Origin of the sequence: Anaerovibrio lipolyticus LB2005 (assembly GCF_000621545.1) — a bacterium.
Lineage (GTDB): Bacteria > Bacillota > Negativicutes > Selenomonadales > Selenomonadaceae > Anaerovibrio > Anaerovibrio lipolyticus_A.
Window position 1 is genome coordinate 229,836 of the sequence record NZ_JHYA01000005.1, and the last position, 20,260, is coordinate 250,095.

At 41.4% G+C, this 20,260-nt stretch carries 17 protein-coding genes and 1 riboswitch; of the genes, 13 read left to right on the forward strand and 4 right to left on the reverse strand.

Features of this window, described 5'->3' with window-relative positions:
* The first annotated feature begins 2 nt into the window (after positions 1-2).
* Positions 3-1,025, forward strand: coding sequence for an alpha-hydroxy-acid oxidizing protein (locus T355_RS0106590; protein ID WP_027397076.1), 1,023 nt, complete (start codon positions 3-5; stop codon positions 1,023-1,025).
* A 96-nt stretch (positions 1,026-1,121) separates the two neighbouring features.
* On the opposite strand, the gene nadE is transcribed toward T355_RS0106590, so the two are convergent.
* The gene (gene nadE / locus T355_RS0106595; protein ID WP_027397077.1) at positions 1,122-3,005 is read right to left on the reverse strand and encodes an NAD(+) synthase; all 1,884 of its coding nucleotides are present in this window, start codon (positions 3,003-3,005) and stop codon (positions 1,122-1,124) included.
* Between the two features lie 242 nt (positions 3,006-3,247).
* Between nadE and T355_RS0106600 the strand changes: the two genes are divergently transcribed.
* The 5 genes from T355_RS0106600 to T355_RS0106620 all read left to right on the forward strand — a co-directional run bounded on the left by T355_RS0106600 (position 3,248) and on the right by T355_RS0106620 (position 9,398).
* Positions 3,248-4,489 (forward strand): hypothetical protein, encoded by a 1,242-nt coding sequence (locus tag T355_RS0106600; protein WP_027397078.1) that lies wholly within the window; start codon positions 3,248-3,250, stop codon positions 4,487-4,489.
* A gap of 133 nt (positions 4,490-4,622) precedes the next feature.
* Positions 4,623-5,099, forward strand: a complete 477-nt coding sequence (gene ybaK, locus T355_RS0106605) for a Cys-tRNA(Pro) deacylase (protein WP_037329935.1) — start codon at positions 4,623-4,625, stop codon at positions 5,097-5,099.
* Positions 5,100-5,164: 65 nt separating this feature from the next.
* Positions 5,165-6,649: a threonine synthase gene (thrC, locus tag T355_RS0106610; protein WP_027397080.1), complete on the forward strand. Its 1,485-nt coding sequence runs from the start codon at positions 5,165-5,167 to the stop codon at positions 6,647-6,649.
* 220 nt (positions 6,650-6,869) lie between these two features.
* Entirely contained in the window at positions 6,870-8,471 is a 1,602-nt protein-coding gene (gene pckA / locus T355_RS0106615; RefSeq protein WP_027397081.1) for a phosphoenolpyruvate carboxykinase (ATP), read from the forward strand.
* 198 nt (positions 8,472-8,669) lie between these two features.
* Positions 8,670-9,398 (forward strand): LytR/AlgR family response regulator transcription factor, encoded by a 729-nt coding sequence (locus T355_RS0106620; RefSeq protein ID WP_027397082.1) that lies wholly within the window; start codon positions 8,670-8,672, stop codon positions 9,396-9,398.
* A gap of 58 nt (positions 9,399-9,456) precedes the next feature.
* Here the strand turns inward: T355_RS0106620 and T355_RS0106625 are convergent, their stop codons facing one another.
* Together T355_RS0106625 and T355_RS0106630 are read right to left on the reverse strand one after the other, a co-directional pair.
* Positions 9,457-10,350 carry a hypothetical protein gene (locus tag T355_RS0106625; protein WP_027397083.1) on the reverse strand — a complete coding sequence of 298 codons (894 nt, stop codon included), beginning with the start codon at positions 10,348-10,350 and terminating at the stop codon, positions 9,457-9,459.
* Positions 10,344-11,684 (reverse strand): GHKL domain-containing protein, encoded by a 1,341-nt coding sequence (locus tag T355_RS0106630; RefSeq protein WP_027397084.1) that lies wholly within the window; start codon positions 11,682-11,684, stop codon positions 10,344-10,346. Before T355_RS0106630 ends, T355_RS0106625 begins: the two co-directional genes overlap by 7 nt.
* Before the next feature lie 246 nt (positions 11,685-11,930).
* Between T355_RS0106630 and T355_RS0106635 the strand changes: the two genes are divergently transcribed.
* From T355_RS0106635 to T355_RS13800, 7 genes are all read left to right on the forward strand, one after another.
* On the forward strand, positions 11,931-12,584 hold the full coding sequence (locus T355_RS0106635) for a lipoprotein (protein WP_027397085.1): 654 nt from the start codon (positions 11,931-11,933) through the stop codon (positions 12,582-12,584).
* Between the two features lie 79 nt (positions 12,585-12,663).
* Complete coding sequence (locus tag T355_RS0106640; RefSeq protein WP_027397086.1) at positions 12,664-12,864, forward strand: hypothetical protein; 201 nt, start codon at positions 12,664-12,666, stop codon at positions 12,862-12,864.
* Between the two features lie 119 nt (positions 12,865-12,983).
* On the forward strand, positions 12,984-14,990 hold the full coding sequence (locus T355_RS0106645; protein ID WP_037329936.1) for a clostripain-related cysteine peptidase: 2,007 nt from the start codon (positions 12,984-12,986) through the stop codon (positions 14,988-14,990).
* A 202-nt stretch (positions 14,991-15,192) separates the two neighbouring features.
* Entirely contained in the window at positions 15,193-16,053 is an 861-nt protein-coding gene (locus T355_RS13795; protein WP_051555432.1) for an ABC transporter ATP-binding protein, read from the forward strand.
* Positions 16,046-17,074 carry a FecCD family ABC transporter permease gene (locus T355_RS0106655; protein WP_037329937.1) on the forward strand — a complete coding sequence of 343 codons (1,029 nt, stop codon included), beginning with the start codon at positions 16,046-16,048 and terminating at the stop codon, positions 17,072-17,074. The genes T355_RS13795 and T355_RS0106655 overlap by 8 nt, the downstream gene beginning before the upstream one ends.
* A gap of 161 nt (positions 17,075-17,235) precedes the next feature.
* Positions 17,236-17,423: riboswitch (cobalamin riboswitch) on the forward strand.
* A 179-nt stretch (positions 17,424-17,602) separates the two neighbouring features.
* Positions 17,603-18,595, forward strand: a complete 993-nt coding sequence (locus T355_RS0106660) for an ABC transporter substrate-binding protein (protein ID WP_037329938.1) — start codon at positions 17,603-17,605, stop codon at positions 18,593-18,595.
* A 93-nt stretch (positions 18,596-18,688) separates the two neighbouring features.
* On the forward strand, positions 18,689-20,017 hold the full coding sequence (locus T355_RS13800; RefSeq protein WP_051555433.1) for a TonB-dependent receptor plug domain-containing protein: 1,329 nt from the start codon (positions 18,689-18,691) through the stop codon (positions 20,015-20,017).
* Here T355_RS13800 and T355_RS14970 read toward each other — a convergent pair.
* Positions 19,970-20,260 (reverse strand): integrase core domain-containing protein (locus T355_RS14970; protein WP_155851682.1); only part of this gene is annotated, 291 nt, incomplete at its 5' end. The genes T355_RS13800 and T355_RS14970 overlap by 48 nt on opposite strands.

Genomic DNA, 20,260 nt, shown 5'->3' on the forward strand with positions numbered 1-20,260 from the left:
TTATGAATTTTTCAGAGGTTATTTCCAAGGCCAAGGAATGTATTGGGGATAAGTGCCATGCCTGTCCCGTGTGCAACGGACGTGCCTGCAGAAATGTTATGCCAGGTCCCGGTGCCAAGGGCGTGGGAGATACTGCTATCCGTAATTATGACAAATGGCAGGAAATCCGTATAAATATGGATACCTTATGTCAGGGGAAGGCTGTAGATACTTCTCTGAGCCTTTTTGGAAAGAAATTTAAGGCACCGTTTTTTGCAGGACCTGTAGGCGCAGTAACGCTTCACTATAGTGATAAGTATAATGATGTAAGCTATAATGAGGTACTGGTAAAGGCTTGTGCGGAAAATGGTATTGCTGCCTTTACTGGTGACGGCGTGGATGCCAGGGTTATGCAGGCGGCCACTAAGGCTATTGCAGCTAATAAGGGTATGGCTGTGCCAACGGTGAAGCCTTGGAATATTGACACCATAAAAGAAAAGATGGCTTTGGTAAAGGAATCTGATGCCTTTGCTGTAGCAATGGATGTGGATGCTGCCGGCTTGCCATTCCTTAAGGGGATGAATCCACCAGCAGGACCAAAGAGCACGGCTGAGCTGAAGGCCATTGTTGAAGCTGCAGGACGTCCATTTATTGTAAAGGGTATTATGACTGTAAAGGGTGCCTTGAAGGCGAAGGAGGCTGGAGCTGCCGGTATTGTGGTATCCAACCATGGCGGCAGAGTTCTGGACCAGTGCCCGGCCACAGCTGAGGTACTGCCAGAGATTGTGGAGGCTCTTAAAGGTTCTGGGGTCAAGATTCTTGTAGATGGCGGTATTCGTACTGGTACAGATGTGTTTAAGGCTCTGGCCATGGGTGCTGATGCTGTAATAATAGCCCGTCCGTTTGTAACTGCCGTATATGGCGGTGGTGAAGAAGGGGTAAAGGCTTATATTGATAAAATTACAGGGGAGCTGGAGGATACCATGAGTATGTGCGGTGCCTTCTCTTTGGCGGAAATTGATGCAGATATGGTTAGAGTGCCATAAAAATTAAATAGACGTATACCATAAAAAAGTAAACGCACTGGTGGCTAAATCAGCTATCAGTGCGTTTTAAGTATCATTAACTGTATAAAATGATGATTATTTTAACAGTTCTTCCTTAATTCGGCGATACTGCCTTGTGTAATAAACTCCATTTTGAGCTTCCCTATGGTCAAAGCCGTAGGCCCTGCGGCTAACGGCAATAATAGGAGGGGCCTGAATGCGCTTAGCCACAGCCATGCCGGTGAACTGCTTCCACCAGCGTTCCAGATCCTCGATGAAATCCTTGTGGGTAGGGAAATATTTTTTTACGATGCCCTTTTCACAGCCCAGCTTTTCCTCCAGCATACCATCACGGTACCAGCGAATAATATCTGCAGGAGTAGCCTTTTCCCAGCGTTCAACAAAGCTCCTGAAAAGATAGTCGTGATATGGATATTTTATCGGATCACCTTTGCCCTCGTCCACATTCTGTGCAGATGACAGCTCAGCACTTGGAACAATATCGATGGTAGCTTGCGGAATAACCTCTCTGCCATATACCTCTGTATTCATGTAGCGGGCCAAATCATATACCTGGAATTTCCAGAGATCAGCCAAAGCACAGAGGAATCCTGACTGGTCACCGTAAAGGGTGGAGTAGCCTACGGTGGTTTCTGCTTTGTTGGCATTGCATGTAAATCCGCCACCAAAAGCAGCAGCTATTCCAGCCAATATTCTGGCACTACGGTCACGGGCCTGAATATTTTCAGCCACAAAGGAGCTGACCTTTAAATTTTGAACTGAGTTATCCTTCATAAAGGTAACAGGAATGGTTTCCAGCTGTTTTATGGTATGATCCACAGATTCCTGTATTGGCATTATCATGTAGTGACAGCCAAGATTTTCTGCCAGCTTATGGGCAAGGCCCTTGGTGGTTTCCGAATTAAATACACTTGGCATGTTGACCAAAAGTACGTTTTCAGCACCGAGGATATGAGTATAGAGGGCTGCAGCCACAGCAGAGTCAATACCGCCTGATACGCCGATAACCACCTTGTTCATGTGTATATCTTTTAGGAAGGATTGAACGCCGTATTTTAGGGAGTTGAATATATTGGCAATTTCAGGCTTGGAGTGCCATTCGGCCTTAGGCATATTATTAATTTCTTCCAGCTCCACATAATTAATACCTTCAACGTATTTCTCCATGCGTACTACAGGATAGCCATTGTTGCTGTACACAGTGCTGGAGCCGTCAAAGGTATAAATAGTCTTGCCGTTATTTTGAATGCCTGTATTGTTTACATAAATCAGTGGTGCGCCGTTATCCTTGGCCTCCTTGCTAAAAATCATGTTGCGTTTCTTATTTTTGCCAATAGTATAAGGTGAGGAAGAAATATTTACAAAGAAATCTACGCCCTTTTCCTTGAGAAAATCAATAGGGGCGTAGTTGTAATTATCACTCCAGCCGTCTTCACAAAGGAAACCGCCAATGGAATACATCTTACCATTTATATCCAGGTGAACAGGAGAGATAAGATCATTTACATTGACATTTTTTTCCTCTGCCAGCTGTTTTAAACTATAAAAATGACGAGTATCATCAAATTCACGATAATTTGGCATCAGGGTTTTGATAACAAAAGGATATGGCATATTATCAGGTGCCACCAGCTTGCCATGATATGCTGTAAAGAGAGCATTAAACTTTCTTGGACGGCCATCAGTATTTTTCTTGTTCCAATCCACTGCAACATTACCAAATATGATAGCTATGTCCTTGGATGCTTCAATGATATCCTGGCCACATTCCTCGCAATCCTTTATAAATGCAGTCTGTTCCCAGGTATCACCAAGCAGATAGCCTGGAATGGACATCTCAGGGAAAATGATAAGATGAGCCGAATTACTTTTGGCTTCCCGTATCATTTCCAACATTTTTTTTGTGTTTTCATCAGGATGACCAGGAATAACCCGAAGCTGTGCTAATGCAATTTTCATTAAAACCCCACACTCCTTTGCATAAAATGTTTTTATGTTTCCATAAACTTACTCTGATAAATATATTGTAACAGAAAAAGCAGGATTTTTCAGATTTTAAGCAAATTATTAGTATATAATCTGATACTGTAGTTTTATTTAAGAATATATTAAAGTGTGTTACAATAGAATTAACTTATGATAGAAGGGCAAAAGGATTTGCCTTTTGGACTCTAAAAGGATTTGGAAGAAGTGGTGGATATATGAATTATAAAGGCGCACTTATAGTTGGCATATTATTGGAAATACTGTTGGCTGGAGCTGCGGCTGCTTTTTATTTCCTATATTATGTTCATACACCTGCATATTCTATGAATTCATTGCAGAAGGCTGTAGTTAGTCATAATACTGAGGAATTTCAGAAATACGTTGATTTGGATGCCGTGTTAAATAAAGGAGCCAATGATCTCAGTAAGCTGATAGATGCGGACAGCCCGGATAAGCAGATGATTCTGGATGGCAGTCTGGTTGAAAAGACCAAGGAAGATATTTTATATTTTGTGGCCAATGAAAAATGGCCGAAGGAGGAGAATGTTTCTCAGGTAGCGGCTTTTCAGGATAAAATTGGTCTTCGCACCATGTCCATGAGAAAGATTGAATATGTTTCCAAGGATCCCGTCATTGAAGCTGATGAGGGGGAGGAAGCAGCTGAGGGCTCAGAATCCAAGGCATCGGAAACTGCCACAGTGGCTATTAGGATTTATGAGCCAAATTATGGTGACAGCTTTGTTTTGAAGTTTAAGATGCGCCAGACTGATGATGAAACCTGGCAGATTTACGACATTATAAATTATGCTGAGTTCGTGGATGCTCTGGTTAAGCAGAATGACAGGGATATGAAGCGTTATGTGGACAAGGTACGGACAAATCTTAAAAATACAGAGGATAAATTTGCCGAGCTGAAGAAGAAGATTCCGGAGATAAATAAAGACTGGATTATTGAGGCCGAAAAGATTATGAAGGAATCCTGTGAGGGCCTTGATGAGCTGAAGGTTCCAGTTGGTGGAAAGCATTTGGAGAGCCTTCTTGCAGAGCGTAAATCCATTTTCTATGAAATGATGGATGACTATTATACCTCCCTTAACCATCAGGAAAAGGTAGAGGATTACAAGAAGCATGCTGAAGAGCAGGCCAAGGAGGATGCGGCCAAGGCAGCTAGAGGTGAAAAGGTTAAGAAACGCCGTGCCCCTAATTTTGAGGCCCAGGCTACGAAGATTAATGGGGAAGTATCTGCATCAAATAAGCGGTGGGAAGAAAATAAGGCTGAAATTGCCAAGATTATCGGTCCATCCGAGGAGGTTCGGGCCCGTGGCGTAAGGGCAATGCGAAACAATGACGATGCGGCTGTAAGGGCTGCAAATTACCCTGGTGCTGATGCTGAGGTTGGAATGGATTTTAGCCCTGTTCGGGCGGAAAATCTGCCAGAAGTATCTGCTATTAAATAAATAGTAAATTTCAATAGTAATTTAGTATACAAAACGGTAATAATTGACAATAAAAGTCTGTATGTACAATACAAATGTCTTGTGATATACTTATGTAGTGTTTCGAGATATTATGAGACAGGAGTATTCGATTATGAAAATTAAAAAGACAAATGCAGCACGCATATTGGATAATCTAAAAATACCTTATGATATAAAAACCTATGAGGTGGATTTAGACGATCTCAGTGCGATTCATGTTGCAGCCTCCACAGGAATGGATGTAAAAATGGTGTTTAAGACCTTGGTTTGTCGTGGTGACAAAACCGGTGTACTTATGGCCTGCATACCTGGGGATGGTGAACTGGATTTTAAAGCCCTAGCAAAGGCTTCAGGCAATAAGAGCGTTGAAATGGTTGCCCTGAAGGAAGTGCTGGGGCTTACTGGTTATATACGGGGTGGCTGTTCTCCACTTGGGGCCAAGAAAAATTATCCGGTTTTTCTTGATGAATCGTCGGGGAATTGGGATACCATTGCCATAAGTGCCGGAATCCGTGGGCAGCAGCTTCTGCTATCTCCCAATGATTTGATAAAGGCTGTAAATGCTACTGTGGGAAAGTTAATTAGATGACCTCATCCACCGCATACGGTCCCTCTTCCCAAAAGGGGAAGGCATTAAAAAGGAGTGAAAATAATATGAAATATATCAGCACACGTGGAAACAACCAGGAATTATCTTCAGCAGAGGCAATTATTAAAGGGCTGGCTGATGATGGCGGTCTTTTTGTACCAGACAGCATGCCCCATGTGGATATGGCATTTATTGAAGGCTTACAGCATCTTTCCTATCAGGAACGTGCCGTAAAGGTTCTCAGCCTCTTTTTGACAGACTATACCCAGGAGGAAATTGAGGGCTGTGTGAGCCGTGCCTATGGTAATGGTAAATTTGACGATGACGCTATTGCTCCTGTAAATTTCTTAAAGGATGTTTCCGTGCTGGAGCTTTGGCATGGACCTACATCTGCCTTTAAGGATATGGCCCTGCAGCTGCTGCCTCAGCTGTTGTCTACAGCCTTAAAGAAAACTGGTGAAAAGAATGAAGTGCTTATTCTTGTGGCCACCTCCGGTGATACCGGCAAGGCTGCACTGGAAGGCTTTAAGGATGTGGAGCAGACCAAGATTATGGTTTTCTATCCTGATAATGGTGTCAGCCGTATTCAGCGTTTGCAGATGGTTACCCAACAGGGCAGCAATGTGAATGTTACTGCTGTAAAGGGCAATTTTGACGATGCCCAGAGCGGTGTAAAGGCTATTTTCAGCGACAGTAAATTCAATGCTCAGCTCAATGAAAAGGGAATTTCCCTTTCTTCAGCAAACTCCATAAACTGGGGGCGCCTGGTACCTCAGATCGTATATTACTTCAGCGCTTATGCAGATATGCTTAAAAAGGGGTGCATTAAGGCCGGGGATAAGATTAGCTTTGTGGTACCAACAGGTAATTTTGGCGATATTTTGGCGGGCTTTTATGCTATGTCCATGGGCCTTCCTGTAAAGAAGCTAATTTGTGCTTCCAATACCAATAATGTACTTACGGATTTCCTCAACACCGGAGTTTATGACAGGAACCGTGATTTCTTCAAGACGATCAGCCCTTCCATGGATATACTTATTTCCAGCAATCTGGAGCGTCTGCTTTATCATGTTACGGGGGATGCAGCCAAGGTGGCTGGATGGATGAAGGAATTGGCTGAAACCGGAAAATACGATATTGGAGCAGAGGTATTGTCCAAGATTAAAGAGGTATTCAGTGCAGATTGGTCTGATGATGAGGCCACAAAAGGTATGATAAAAAAGGAGTATGATATGGAAAAATATATTCCGGATCCTCATACCGCCGTTGCCTGGAATGCCTTTTATAAGCTGGATGATCAGAAAAATGTTGTCATTGTCTCCACAGCCAGTCCGTATAAATTCAATGAAAGTGTTCTTACAGCCCTTGGTCAGGATATTGATGGCAAGGATGAATTCCAGCTCTTGGATGAGTTGTCCAAATTAAATAATTTTGGAATACCAGCGGGATTGGCTAAGTTAAAAATGGCTAAAATTTCCCATGAAAACACTGTGGAAAAGGCAGAAATGCCTAAAAGTGTATTACAATTTGCTGAAAATAAGAAAAAGTAATAGGAACTATAACCAGATATTATCATAAAATAATACTTAACAATTTTTGACAAATTGCCTTAAAACGACTAAAATACAAAAAGGATATTCCGCTAGACGGAATTGTGTTTATCTAATCATAAATGTCATAAATGATTTGATTTGAGTCCTGGGTCGAAAGACTCAGAGGGGTAGCAGATCATTGTGGCAGAATAGTTAAAAGAAAGAGGTAGATAGCAAAATGGCAACACTTGACTTGACTAAGTATGGTATCACTGGTACTACTGAGATTGTTCACAACCCTTCTTATGAGGTACTGTTTGAGGAAGAAACTAAGGCTGGTCTCGAGGGTTTCGAGGTTGGTACTCAGACTGAGCTCGGTGCTGTAAACGTTATGACTGGTATTTACACTGGCCGTTCTCCTAAGGACAAGTACATCGTTATGGACGCTAATTCCAAGGATAAGGTTTGGTGGACTTCCGAAGAGTACAAGAATGATAACCATCCTATGTCTGAGGACGTATGGGCAACTGTTAAGGATATCGCTAAGAAAGAGCTCTGCAATAAGAAGCTCTATGTTGTTGATGCTTTCTGCGGTGCTAATAAAGATACCCGTATGGCAGTTCGTTTCATCGTTGAGGTTGCATGGCAGGCTCACTTTGTAACCAACATGTTCATTCAGCCAACTGCTGAGGAACTTGCTAACTTCGAGCCAGATTTCGTTGTATACAACGCTTCCAAGGCTAAGGTAACCAACTACAAGGAACTCGGTCTGAACTCCGAGACTTGCGTAGCTTTCAACACTACTTCCAAGGAGCAGGTAATCATTAACACTTGGTACGGCGGCGAGATGAAGAAGGGTATGTTCTCCATGATGAACTACTTCCTCCCACTGAAGGGTATCGCTTCCATGCATTGTTCCGCTAACTGCGACATGAACGGCGAGAACACTGCAATCTTCTTCGGTCTCTCCGGTACTGGTAAGACCACTCTGTCCACTGATCCTAAGCGTAAGCTCATCGGTGATGACGAGCATGGTTGGGACGACAATGGCGTATTCAACTTCGAGGGTGGCTGCTATGCTAAGGTTATCAACCTGGACCCTGAGTCTGAGCCAGACATCTACGGCGCTATCAAGAGAAACGCTCTGCTTGAGAACGTAACTGTTGACGCTAACGGCAAGATCGACTTCGCTGATAAGAGCGTTACCGAGAACACTCGTGTATCTTATCCTATCAACCACATTAAGAACATTAAGGAAGGTTCTTCCGCTCCAGCAGCTAAGAACGTAATCTTCCTCTCCGCTGATGCATTCGGCGTTCTGCCTCCAGTTTCCATCCTGACTCCAGAGCAGACTCAGTACTACTTCCTCTCTGGCTTCACTGCTAAGCTGGCAGGTACCGAGCGTGGCATCACTGAGCCAACTCCTACCTTCTCCGCTTGCTTCGGTCAGGCATTCCTCGAGCTGCACCCTACTAAGTACGGTGAGGAGCTCGTTAAGAAGATGACTGCTAACGATGCAAAGGCTTACCTCGTAAACACTGGTTGGAATGGTACTGGCAAGCGTATCACCATTAAGGATACCCGTGGTATCATCGATGCTATCCTCAATGGCGACATCAAGACTGCTCCTACCAAGAAGATTCCTATGTTTAACTTCGAGGTACCTACTGAGCTGCCAGGTGTTGATCCTAAGATCCTCGATCCTCGTGACACCTATGCAGATGCTTCCGAGTGGGAGACTAAGGCTAAGGATTTGGCTGGTCGCTTCATTAAGAACTTCGGCAAGTACACTGGCAATGCTGCTGGTAAGGCTCTTGTTGCTGCTGGTCCTCAGCTGTAATATTAGCTTCTTGCTAAAGTACAATGCTTTAAAAACTGAGAGAGTCCCTTTGGGGGCTCTCTTTTTTCGTTTAATTTCACGATAGAAAATGGGCTATGGTAGTAGAAAATAACCTTTTTTTGTTATAAAATAATACTTATAAAGTAGGTGTTTTTCTGTTTACCCAGATAATTTTGATAAAGCAGGGAGCATATAATTATGAATATTGCCATTGTTGACGATAATGAGCAAGACCGTAATGATGTCCTAACATATTGCCAAAACTATATTCATACAAATTTTTCCCTGGAGGAAAGCTCTGTTCACATTACGACCTTTGATAGTGGTGAGGCTTTGCTGGAAAAATATGATTCCGGTGCCTTTGACCTGGTTATTTTGGATATTTATATGACGGGAATAACCGGTCTGGAAACAGCCAAGAAAATTCGTGAATCCGATAGTGAGGTCAGCATTATATTTTTAACCTCCAGCGATGAACATATCCTTGAGGGGTATCGGGTATTTGCCATAGGGTATTTCATAAAGCCATTGACAGAGCACCAAAAGGAATTTGCCGAGACCTTTGATTTTATTTTTCCGAAATTGCTAAAAAAGAAAGGTGGTATAACCTTAAAGGTCAACGGAGCTCCTATAGATATTTCTTATAGTGACATAATTTACATTGATGTTTTTGATTCCCATAATATAAATTTTCATTTGGATAATAAAGTCCTGGTGTCACTTATGTCTTATGGGGAGGCATGTGATTTATTGCTGAAGGATGAGCGCTTTTTGGAATTCAATCATCGCATGATTCTCAACATGGATTATGTGGAGGATATGGAATCAGAGTCCTTTCGTATGACTGATGGCTCTGAGCTTTCCATAAGCCGTCGTAAGCGCCAGGATGTAAAAGTGGCATATATGAACCATATAATCAACAAGTGAAGTGATAAAAAATGACCTTATCTGTTAGTTCAAGCAGATAAGGTCTTGTTTTTTTATGTTATTTGGCGTTTTCTGAGGTGTGCTCCAGCAGGGCTTTTTGGGCAGCAATATGATTTCTGATGCTGTCGTAGTCACCCTTTTCCAATAAGGCGTAAATCAGTCGGTAGCTGTGACGCATATCGTGGCGTAATACGGAAAGGGCTTTTTCATTTTCCTGCATTAATTTTGTGTGTTCCTTTAGACTTTCACGCTGTTTTGTAAGTCGTTCCTTGTTTTCCTTGAGCTTTTTGTGCTGCTGTTCCTCATCTGAATTGTAATGAACGATGGAATAGAAAATGAAAAAGAACAGAGGAATGGAAAATCGGCTTAAGCGGGTACTTAATTCCGGCAGGAAGGTCACATTGGAGATGGATATCAAACATCCCACATAGAAGGAAATAGGTAAAAATGCTATATACCAGCGAAGCCTGGTGTCGGATACAAATTGCTCGTCTGGCAAAAGACTGGTAAATAGCTTTTGTCCCCAAGGATATATAAGCAAAAACAGGAATATCCACAAAGTGAGTTGCAGTGGCAGTAATATGGCTGTCATGTTGGAATAAATCAGCGTAAGGATAATTCCGGAGCTGGAATGGAGCATAAAAGCGTAGAGAGCCTGAATACCCAATACAAAAAGATGCTGTGGCAAACGGTGGGGGATATGAATTACTGAGATAACTAAGTATGGAGTCATGCCAAAGAAAAAGAGCAGTTTATATGTTGCCATAGTTATTCCCAGTGAATAGGTAACTGAAAAATTTATAAGCAGTCCGAAAACACTCCATATCAGCATATTGCGCCATAGAGTAGCAGCTTCTTTCCGTTCCATAATCTGGCTGAAGGGCAAATAGCGGATGTAAGCCCCTGCCAATTGTATTATGGTAACCAAAAGGGCGTAGGAGAATGCTAGCATGATATATCATTCCTCCAATATAAGAACATACTTACCTGATTATTATTTTGGGTAAAGGTGGCATAACCATGATATTTTTCCAAAAACATTTTCAGGGACACCATACCAATGCCATGTCCTTCTCTGGTGGCACGGGGCAGTCCCTCCTCGTCAAGATCAATAGGCGTGGAGCATGGATTGGTTATGGATATTACACATTGATGGCCGTTATGTTGTATTTTAAGCGATATTTCGAGATTATTATACCCCTTTTCCTGCTCCTTGATGCAGGCCTGAAGGGAGTTTTCCAGCAGATTGGACAGCAATATGCTCAAGTCATTTTCATCAGTATTGAAATTTGCCGGCAGGTTTACCTTTGGAGTAAACTTTATTCCCAGCTTTTGGGTTCGGGAATTGTAAATGGAAATGGCGGTGTTGATAATTGGCGAATCAGAATATGAAAGAATGACGGCAGAGGGCAGCTTTTGCTCCTGCTTTACCAGAAAAGCCTTTATCTCGTCACCCTTTTGGGCATCAATCATATTAAGTAGTCGGTCATAGCTGGCAAGAAAGCTCTGACGGAACCGTTTTATCATGGTCTTGTTTTTTTCCAGCATAAGACGGTGCTCCACCAAGGACACCATCTCATTGGACAGCTGTTGATTGTCAATAAGCAGCAGCTTTTTCTCCTTGTATTGCTTTGCAGCGATTTGAACATAGTGATAACAACATAGGAAAACAAGGGGGAGGTAAAACCTGGACAATCGTTGCTCCCATGAAGATAACAGGGTATTGTCAATGGTCATAATTATGTGAGCAATGAAAATTGACAGAGGCAGACTGGCAATATAAAGACCAATATTTTTATCCCGAAAGAACTCATCAAGAGGCAGAAGCCGGGAGAAAATACGTCGCTCTATAGGAAGCAGCAGAACAAACAGCAGAATGTTTATTAAGGTGAAAAGCAGTGTAGTCAGTATATAATGCAAATCATTGAAAAAAATAATCAGGATAAAGCTGCTGAGGGTATAAAGGAAAAAGCTCCATATTCCGGACATTCCCAGTACAAAGATATGAAGGGAAATATGACGGGGGATAGCCAGAAGAAAAATAAAAAAATAGGGAATCCAGCCAAGAATGAGCAGGGTCTTATATGTAATGGTACTAAGAACTAAATCATTTAAAATGTTGTAATAAATAAAGCAGCTTAGGACGGCAAAGCCAGTAACTGAATACCATAGGCGCTGGATATCCTCTTGGTTCATTTCTTTTTTAAACGCCAAAAATCTGAGATATGTATGAGCTACCTGGAGCACAGTTATTAAGATACATATTGGAATAATAAGATTATCCATCACGAACCTCTTTAATAGAAATTAGCTTTTGATTGCTCGTTCTATAACAAAAAAGTTATAGAAGAAAAGTCAATTGGTCTAAAAATCGACCACTTTTTGCAAAAATCGACCACTTTTTGCAAAGTCGTTGAAATTGATTGAATATTTTTTTAAAATTAAGTTGTCTAGTGGGGAGAAAATATTCTTCTCCTGAGTAGACAATACCATGATGGGAAATAATATTCAAGTTCAGGGAGGAAAAAGAAAATGATGAAAAAATTGCTGGTAGGGTTGGTGGCTTTGATTGCCATTTTCGCTATCGCGGGCTGCGGCACGGAGAAGCCAAAGGACAGTGCCGACAAGGCTGTTTTAGGTTATTCTGAGATAATGGCCTATGGCGTATCAGATAGTATGGCAGCAACTGGTATGACAAAGGCTCAGGAGGAGCAGATTCAGGAGGCAGTAATTGGCGATTTGCTGAAGGCTTTTGCTAAGTTCCCACTGAATGATGCAAATGTTGAGGATATCACTGCTACATACATCACCAAGATGAAGGCAGCTATGCAGATTAAGACCAAGATTAAGACAGATGATGCTGAGCATCCTGTAGTAGAGGTAACAGCCAATGTTCTTGATCAGGCAGGTGCTGCAAAGCTGGCTGAAACTAATGAGGATATTATTGCTCTTGGCGTTGTGTTGGGTGCCCTGCAGGCTAATGGCTATACTGTTGAGCAGTTCAAGCAGGATCCGGATTTCCAGAAGGCTACTCTGGAGTGCATTGAGAACTACATCAACGAGTTCCCACTTAAGATGGGGCAGACCTATGAATGCAAGTGCGAAATTGTAAAGGGTGACGATGGCAAGACGTATTGGGCTCCAGTTGATGTTGAAGGCCTGAAGAAGTTTGTAAATGGCTTGTAATTTTGTTATTTTTTGAAAAACTGTCATGGTATGAAAAAAGGTAAAAAGGTGTTTTACGAATCGAGAGGAGATTATAATTATGAAAAAGTTTAGTATGATTTTGGCAGCTATGGTATTTGCTTTGGGTGCTCAGATGGCTAGCGCAGCTTCTTTGGACTGTAACGTAACTTCTTCCAACTACGCTTTAATGGATGAGGAAGTTGAGCTTATCGTTGATGAACCTGTAGAGTCCGGTGATGTTCTCGTGGACGAGGACGGCGACGTTTGGGTAGTTGAGTAAAATTTAACCTTCTTAATATTTTAAGTTAAGCACCTGCCAGTATTTTCTGGTGGGTGTTTTTATCGTATAATGTTAATGGAATCTTTTAGTTAGTGAATTGTATAAATCGAGGTGGAAAAATGAAGGTTGATATTTGGCGATGCTTAAGAAAATCGCTTATTCCGTTGATTGTTATGGTTGCCGTCATATTGACGGGATTGGGGTCCAATGGCTCTTATGAACGGACTTATGCTAATCCTTATGCTTATAATTCCAGTGATAACTGGGTGGTGTATTGGTATATTTGTGGCTCGGATCTGGAGACACAGTATGGTTCGGCCACAACCGATATAGAGGAGCTGTTGGATGTAAATCTTCCTCCAAATGTAAAGGTTGTTTTTCAGACCGGAGGAAGCTATGAATGGCAAAATGATGTTATGGGGAATAATGTGATAGGCCGTTATCTCTACGATGCCAGTGGCCTGCATGAGCTTGAGATGGTACCCGATGCTGATATGGGGGACAAGAGCACCCTTCAGAATTTTTTACAGTTCGGCAAGGATAATTATCCGGCTGATCACAGGGTATTTGTTTTTTGGAACCATGGTGGCGGCACCACAGGCGGTGTTTGCGTAGATGAGCGAACAGATAATTCCCTTAGTCTAAATGATATACAGAATGCCTTTGCAGGCGTATATGGTACATCTCAAGAGGCCCCACCTTTTGAACTGGTGGGATTTGATGCCTGTCTGATGGGTACCTACGATGTTGCAAATATGCTTAATGGTATATCCAGATACATGACAGCTTCTGAGGAAATTGAGCCTAGTAATGGCTGGGATTATGCAGGCTGGGTTAGAGCTCTTGCCCAAAATCCTTCCATGGATGGTGCTACTTTGGGCAGGTCTATTTGTGACAGCTATATGATTGGCTGTGAGGAATATGGTACAGAGGAAACAGCAACTCTTTCCGTAGTTGATTTGTCCAGGGTTCCAGCTGTAAAATCAGCTTATGAATCCTTTGGCGTAGAAGCACTTGGTCAGGCCAAGAATAATCCCCAGAAATTTTTCTCCGACTTTGGACGTGATGCACAGCGGGCAGAAAATTATGGCGGCAACACCAGGGAACAGGGGTATTCCAATATGGTGGATCTTGGTGATTTGGCCTATAGGGCTCAGCATATTATGCCGAGGACAGCCCAACAGTTGATGAATTCTATTGACAATGCAGTTGTATATAAGGTTCAGGGCGAATACCGTCGGAGAGGAAGCGGCTTATCCGGCTACTATCCTTATGATGGTGATGTGGATAATTATTCCAGTTATGTTGACCAGGATGCAGCTTCTTTTGCTCATAAATGTTTGTATTATTATTTGCTCAGTGGTGAATGGCCAGAAGAAGCGGATAATGTTTTGGCAGGCAGCAGCCTTGGAAATTCTGCTTTGCCTACTCCTCAGGCTACGTCCTTCCACAAGCTTTGTGATGTGTCTCAGCTGGAGGATACCCCTGTGAACATAGATAATGATGGTATTTCCTATGTTTCTTTATCTGAGCAGCAGATGGATATGCTTTCAGCAGTTCATTGTCAGCTGGTATATATTGATGAAAAAGAAGATGTCTTGTTGGCCCTTGGCAGTGATTCCAATATAATCGGTGATTGGGACAGTGGTATTTTTAAGGACAATTTCTATGGTAAATGGCCAATGCTTGATGGACATCCTGTATATGTGGAAATCACCGCAGAGGAGGATGATTATAATATTTATTCCATTCCTATAAAGTTAAATGGTGTGGAATGTAATTTGCAGGTTTCCTATTCCTATAACGATGAAAAATATCATATTATTGGTGCCTGGAAGGGTATAGATGATAATGGTATGGGTGATCGTCACTTTATGAAGCTAAAAGCAGGTGACACCGTTACTACTATTCACTATGCTATGCCTCTTTCTTCTAACACAAATGAGTATGTTCCAGTGGAGGCTGAAACCTTTACTATTGGCAGTAACCCTGTATTTGATGACGCTGAAACAGGGGATGGACTCTATGGCTATTTCTTCGAGTTTGTAAGTCCTACCGGTGACAGCTCCTTCTCACAGATGGTTCAGTTTACCATCAAGAATGGGGAAATTACAACTGACGTTTGATAAGACTGCTGTAGTTTAATTAGGCTGTCAACTTGTTTAGTACATATTACTTAAACAAGTTGACAGCTTTTTTGTGCATAGAAATATGCTATTAGTGATAATTAAATTTGACAATAATAACCTAAATAGTATACTTAAAAACGTTGGATGATTATAACTTAAGTATGATTTTTTTACAAATTTATTCGTTGCGGAGTAATTTATGGAAAATATATTAAGTGCAAGAAGCATAACTACGGGTTATGATAAAAATATAATAATAACCAATGCTTCATTTGATGTTGAACCTGGTGAATTTATTGGTATTATTGGCAAAAATGGTGCCGGGAAAAGTACCCTGTTGAAATCACTTAGAGGCTTTTTACCCTTGGTAAAGGGGAGTATTACCTTATTTGGTAAGGAGCTGAAAAGCTATTCACAGCGGGAGTTGGCAGTTCAAATAGCCTATCTTCAACAGCAGGTGGAAATGACCTTTGATTACACTGCCAGAGATATGGTAATGGCGGGAAGGTATCCATATAAGAAATGGTGGGAGCAGAGCAGTGATAGCGACACGGACATTGTGGATGCCTGCATGCAATATACCGGAGTCATGGAGCTGGCTAATACACCTATCAGAGCCATGTCTGGCGGCCAGAGACAGCGGGTTTATCTCGCCAAGGTTCTGGCCCAACAGACCCACGTATTGTTTTTGGATGAGCCGGCATCTGGGTTGGATTTATTTTATCAGGAGGAGATTTTCCGTTTTTGTCAGGAAATGTGTAAATATGGCAAGACGGTTATCATGGTGGTTCATGAACTGAATTTGGCGGCCCGATATTGCTCCAGGCTTATGCTGTTAAAAGAAGGGAACATCATTGCCGATGGCAATCCTGGGGATGTACTTACTGACGGACTGCTTACTGAGGCCTATGGGGTGGATATACGTTCCTTAATAAATAAGGAAACTGGCCATGTGGATATTTTTACGGTTCCTGCCCCTGATGATGGCAGAAAAAAAGAGCTTATTAAAACGATAATTGGTGACAGACACAATCACGGAAAGGCGGTAGCGTATGAATAATTATCATCACAAGCTCATAGCCGTTATTTTGTTTGTGGCTCTTTTGCTGGTAATCTGCACATCCCTGTCTGCAGGGCAATATGATTTGAGCTTTATGCAGGTGGTGGCGTGGTTTTTTCATAAAATGGGGCTTCCTTTCCTTGAAAATATTAATGTAACAGAGCAGCAGGAGGCTGTGCTGATGTTTATCCGTTCTCCTAGAACTGTAGTTGGGCTTTTGGTAGGAGCCGGATTGGCGGCCTCCGGGGCAGTGCTTCAGGGCTTGTTTGGTAATCCTCTGGCAGATCCTGGTATTATTGGTGTGTCCAGTGGTGCCACCTTTGGGGCCGTAATAGCAATTATTATTGGAATTAACAGTACCAGCCTTGTTGGCCTTCCGATATCTGCTTTTATTGGTGCAGTAATTGCGGTGTCTCTTACCATAGGTCTTGCCACAAGACATGGGCGTATACCCGTATTGACACTACTTTTGGCTGGTGTGGTGGTAGGAATGCTATTTAGTGCCTTGACAGCCGCCATGCTGACGATAATGGACGATCACAAGGTTCAGCAGTACCTGTTCTGGACCATTGGCAGTCTTGATTATCGCCGTTGGGAGCATGTATTTATGGGGGTTGTCCCTATAAGTCTGGGAATAATTATTATGATGCTTATGGCAAGACACTTGAATATTCTTGCTTTAGGTGAGGCAGAGGCCAAGGCAGTGGGGATGAATGTTACGAAATTCAGGCTTATTTTGCTTGCTGTGGCCACCATGACTACTGCCAGCTCTGTATGTATTACAGGCAGTATTGGGTTTGTAGGCTTGATTATTCCTCACATGATGCGTATGCTGGTGGGACCAAATCATCGCCATCTGTTACCGGCAAGTATGGTGGGGGGAGCTGTGTTCCTGGTATTTTGTGATGCTGTGGGCAGAATGCTGCTTCCAAATAGTGAAATCAATGTTGGTATTATGACAGCTGTGTTGGGTACACCTTATTTTCTCTATTTACTGAGAAAGAATATGGATATACGATAGTTAATTATGCTCAAAAGGTATTTTTAAATTTAATGTATGATAATAAGTTAATAATGATTACATAAAGTTATTTTAATTAACAACTATTATTTCTGGTAATTGTAATTGACAATTATAACAAAAAGAGTATACTTTTAGTTGTTGTTTAATTTTAATCAAAATTTAATAAAACTGAAACAGGTGCCGTGAGGCTTAATAGAGAAGCTGGTCAAGTCCAGCACGGTCCCGCCACTGTAAGAGGAGCGAAGCTATAGAATGTGTCACTGGGTTACGGTTAATGTAATCTGGGAAGGCGTGTAGCAGAGCTATGAATCAAGTCAGGAGAACTGCCTGTTTATAAATCACCGTTTTGACCTGCGAGCGACAGGAAGGGGATTTAAGGTTAGTATGCTTTTTATCTTGCTTTTCTGCCATTATGGCAAGAAAAGCTATTTTTTTTGTGCGTTTTAAAACGGTTCTGTTTTTCCTAACCGTTTTTCTATTTGTGCTTTGTTGTTGTTCGTCAAGGATAAACAGGGGAGTTATTACATGAAAAGAGCATTAAACATAAAATATATTCTGCTATTGCTAATTGCATTGATGTCATTGGTTATGACTGGTTGCGGTAATGATAGTGTATCCAAAAGTGGAGAATATGAAGTTACTGATATTCAAGGAACAGTAATTCACTTTAAGGAAAAGCCTTCGAGAATTGTCACTATGACTATTGGTACTGATAATATCGTGCTGGGTTTGGTTAAGTCTGAACGAATGATTGCCTGCAATACGAATCTTGATGATCCCAACAGCTCTAATGTGGTGGAGCTGGCTAAGCAGATTCCTAATAAGGTAAGACATCCGAAGCTGGAAGAAATCATCGCTTTGCAGCCGGACCTGGTAATAGCAGCTGATTGGGGGAACCTTGATTACGTTCAGTCCCTGCGGGATATGGGCATTAATGTGGTGGTAGTAAAGGGCTCCAAAAATCTTGGGGACATTAAAGATAATATTCGTCTTATAGCTGCAGCTCTGGGAGAAGGTGAAAAGGGAGAAAGGCTTATTGCTCTAATGGAGGAGCGATTAAATACCCTTAAAGCAAAAATAGATGCACAGGTTCCTGCTGAAAAGCGAAAGCGTGTGGCCTTGATATCTGTAGTACAGAATTATGGTGGCAAGGACTGCATTTATGATGATGAATGTAAGTGGGCTGGTGTTATAAATGGTCTTTCTGAGGCTGGGTTAAATCGTGGTGTGAAGCTCACTAAGGAAATGCTTTTAAAGATAGACCCGGATATTATTTTGCTTCCAAGCTATTCCGCACATGGGTCTTTTGATATTCAGGCCTACAAAGACCAATACCTTAAAGATCCGTCTTTGCAGCAGATGAAAGCCATAAGGGAAGGCGGTATCCGGGAGTCGAGAGATGCCTATATTTATTCATCATCTCAGGACTTTTGCTTTGGAGCTCAGGAGATTGCATATTCTGCCTATGGTGATGATTTTAAATTAGATGATCAGCAGCATCTGTCCGTTGCTGAGTAGGTTTTGGAAAGTATAATGGGCATAAGATAATGGGGATGTTATCAAGGCTGAAAATGCTTTGTTAATAATATAATTTTAGAGGAGAATGGAAAAATGAAGGAAAAGAAGTATTTGAGCGCAGCTATTGCTTTGACAATAATGGCAGCTGGCTCAAGCGTGTTTGCAGCTGATGTGGCAGATTTCGGCGACGAGGAGGTCGTTGTAACTGCAACCAGAACTGAGAAGAGGGAAATTGATATTCCGGCATCTACCGAGGTAATTACTGCTGAGCAGATTAAGGACATGGGGGCAAAGAATGCTGCGGATGCATTATCAAAAGTAAATGGTTTTACTTTTGCAACAATGGGGCAAATGAATGGTTCTATGGGTACTATGACCAGCAATTTAACTATACGTGGAAATGATAATGGTACTTTGGTCATGGTAAATGGAAATCCAATTGTATTACGTGGTAAATACGATATTTCTACAATTCCTGCTGAATCAATCGAAAGAATCGAAATAGTTAAAGGTGGATCATCTGTCCTTTATGGTTCTGAGGCTATGGCTGGTATTGTTAATATCATAACAAAAGAGTTAAGTCAAAATAACATAAAAATAGGCTTTGGAAATCATGGAAAAAGCCATATAAATATAAATCTCAACGCGGATGATAAACTAAAACTTAGATACAATATTATGCAATGGCGAAGCGATAATGATGTTTCAACAACTGATTTAAATAATAAAAACTTCGTTGGTAAAACTCATACTTACTATAAGGATGCTAAAAGAGAAAATGCGGGTTTTGATTTCAAATTTAATGATAGATTTACTGTATCGTATGATTTCCTTCGAACATGTGGAACTTATTATCGAGTAATAACTGATATAGGCAGTATTAATACTCTTGGTGCACAAGTTGGAGATATGTTTAATTCCAGAGACGATATTATAACTCAAAATCTTTTCCAAGCAAATTATAAAGATGACTTATGGAACATAAAGGCATATTTTAACACTGCATTAACAGAATCTTTTGGTCCAAACTATTACTATCAATCTAGTAATAAACCTACAGTGGATATAATAAGAACAAATGGTTTTTATAGTGATAAGAATTTAAATCCTTATGATACTCGGGAACGAAATACTAGTTACGGGTTAGATATTCAGAGGAACTGGAGTCTTAGCAATAAATCTGAATTGGTGTCAGGTGTAAATTATCAGCATGAAATGTATAAAACATATTGGACACCATATCAGTATGGAACATTGAAAACAAAGACTAAATTTTCTCCTTCTGATTACAGTAGAAATATCTGGGCTGTATTTGCTCAACTCGATCAGAAACTTTGGTCTTATGTCAATAAAGTGGACACCGAAAGTGCGACTTTACGCCGCACATTCTGCATGAACTGCAGCTGGTGTCTTGTAGCCTAAGCTACTATGAGTCCGCTTGCGATTGTACCAGGACTCAATATATTCAAAGATGCTATCATAAGCTTCTTTTGAATCTTTGTAAACATGCCTGTAGATTTCCTCTTTTTTAATTAAAGCATGAAATGACTCTATACAGGCATTATCATATGGGCATCCTTTACGACTGTACGAATGACATATTTTTCTACTGGCCAGAAATCTTTCAAAGATGTCGCTGGTGTATTGTGTTCCCAAATCACTCTG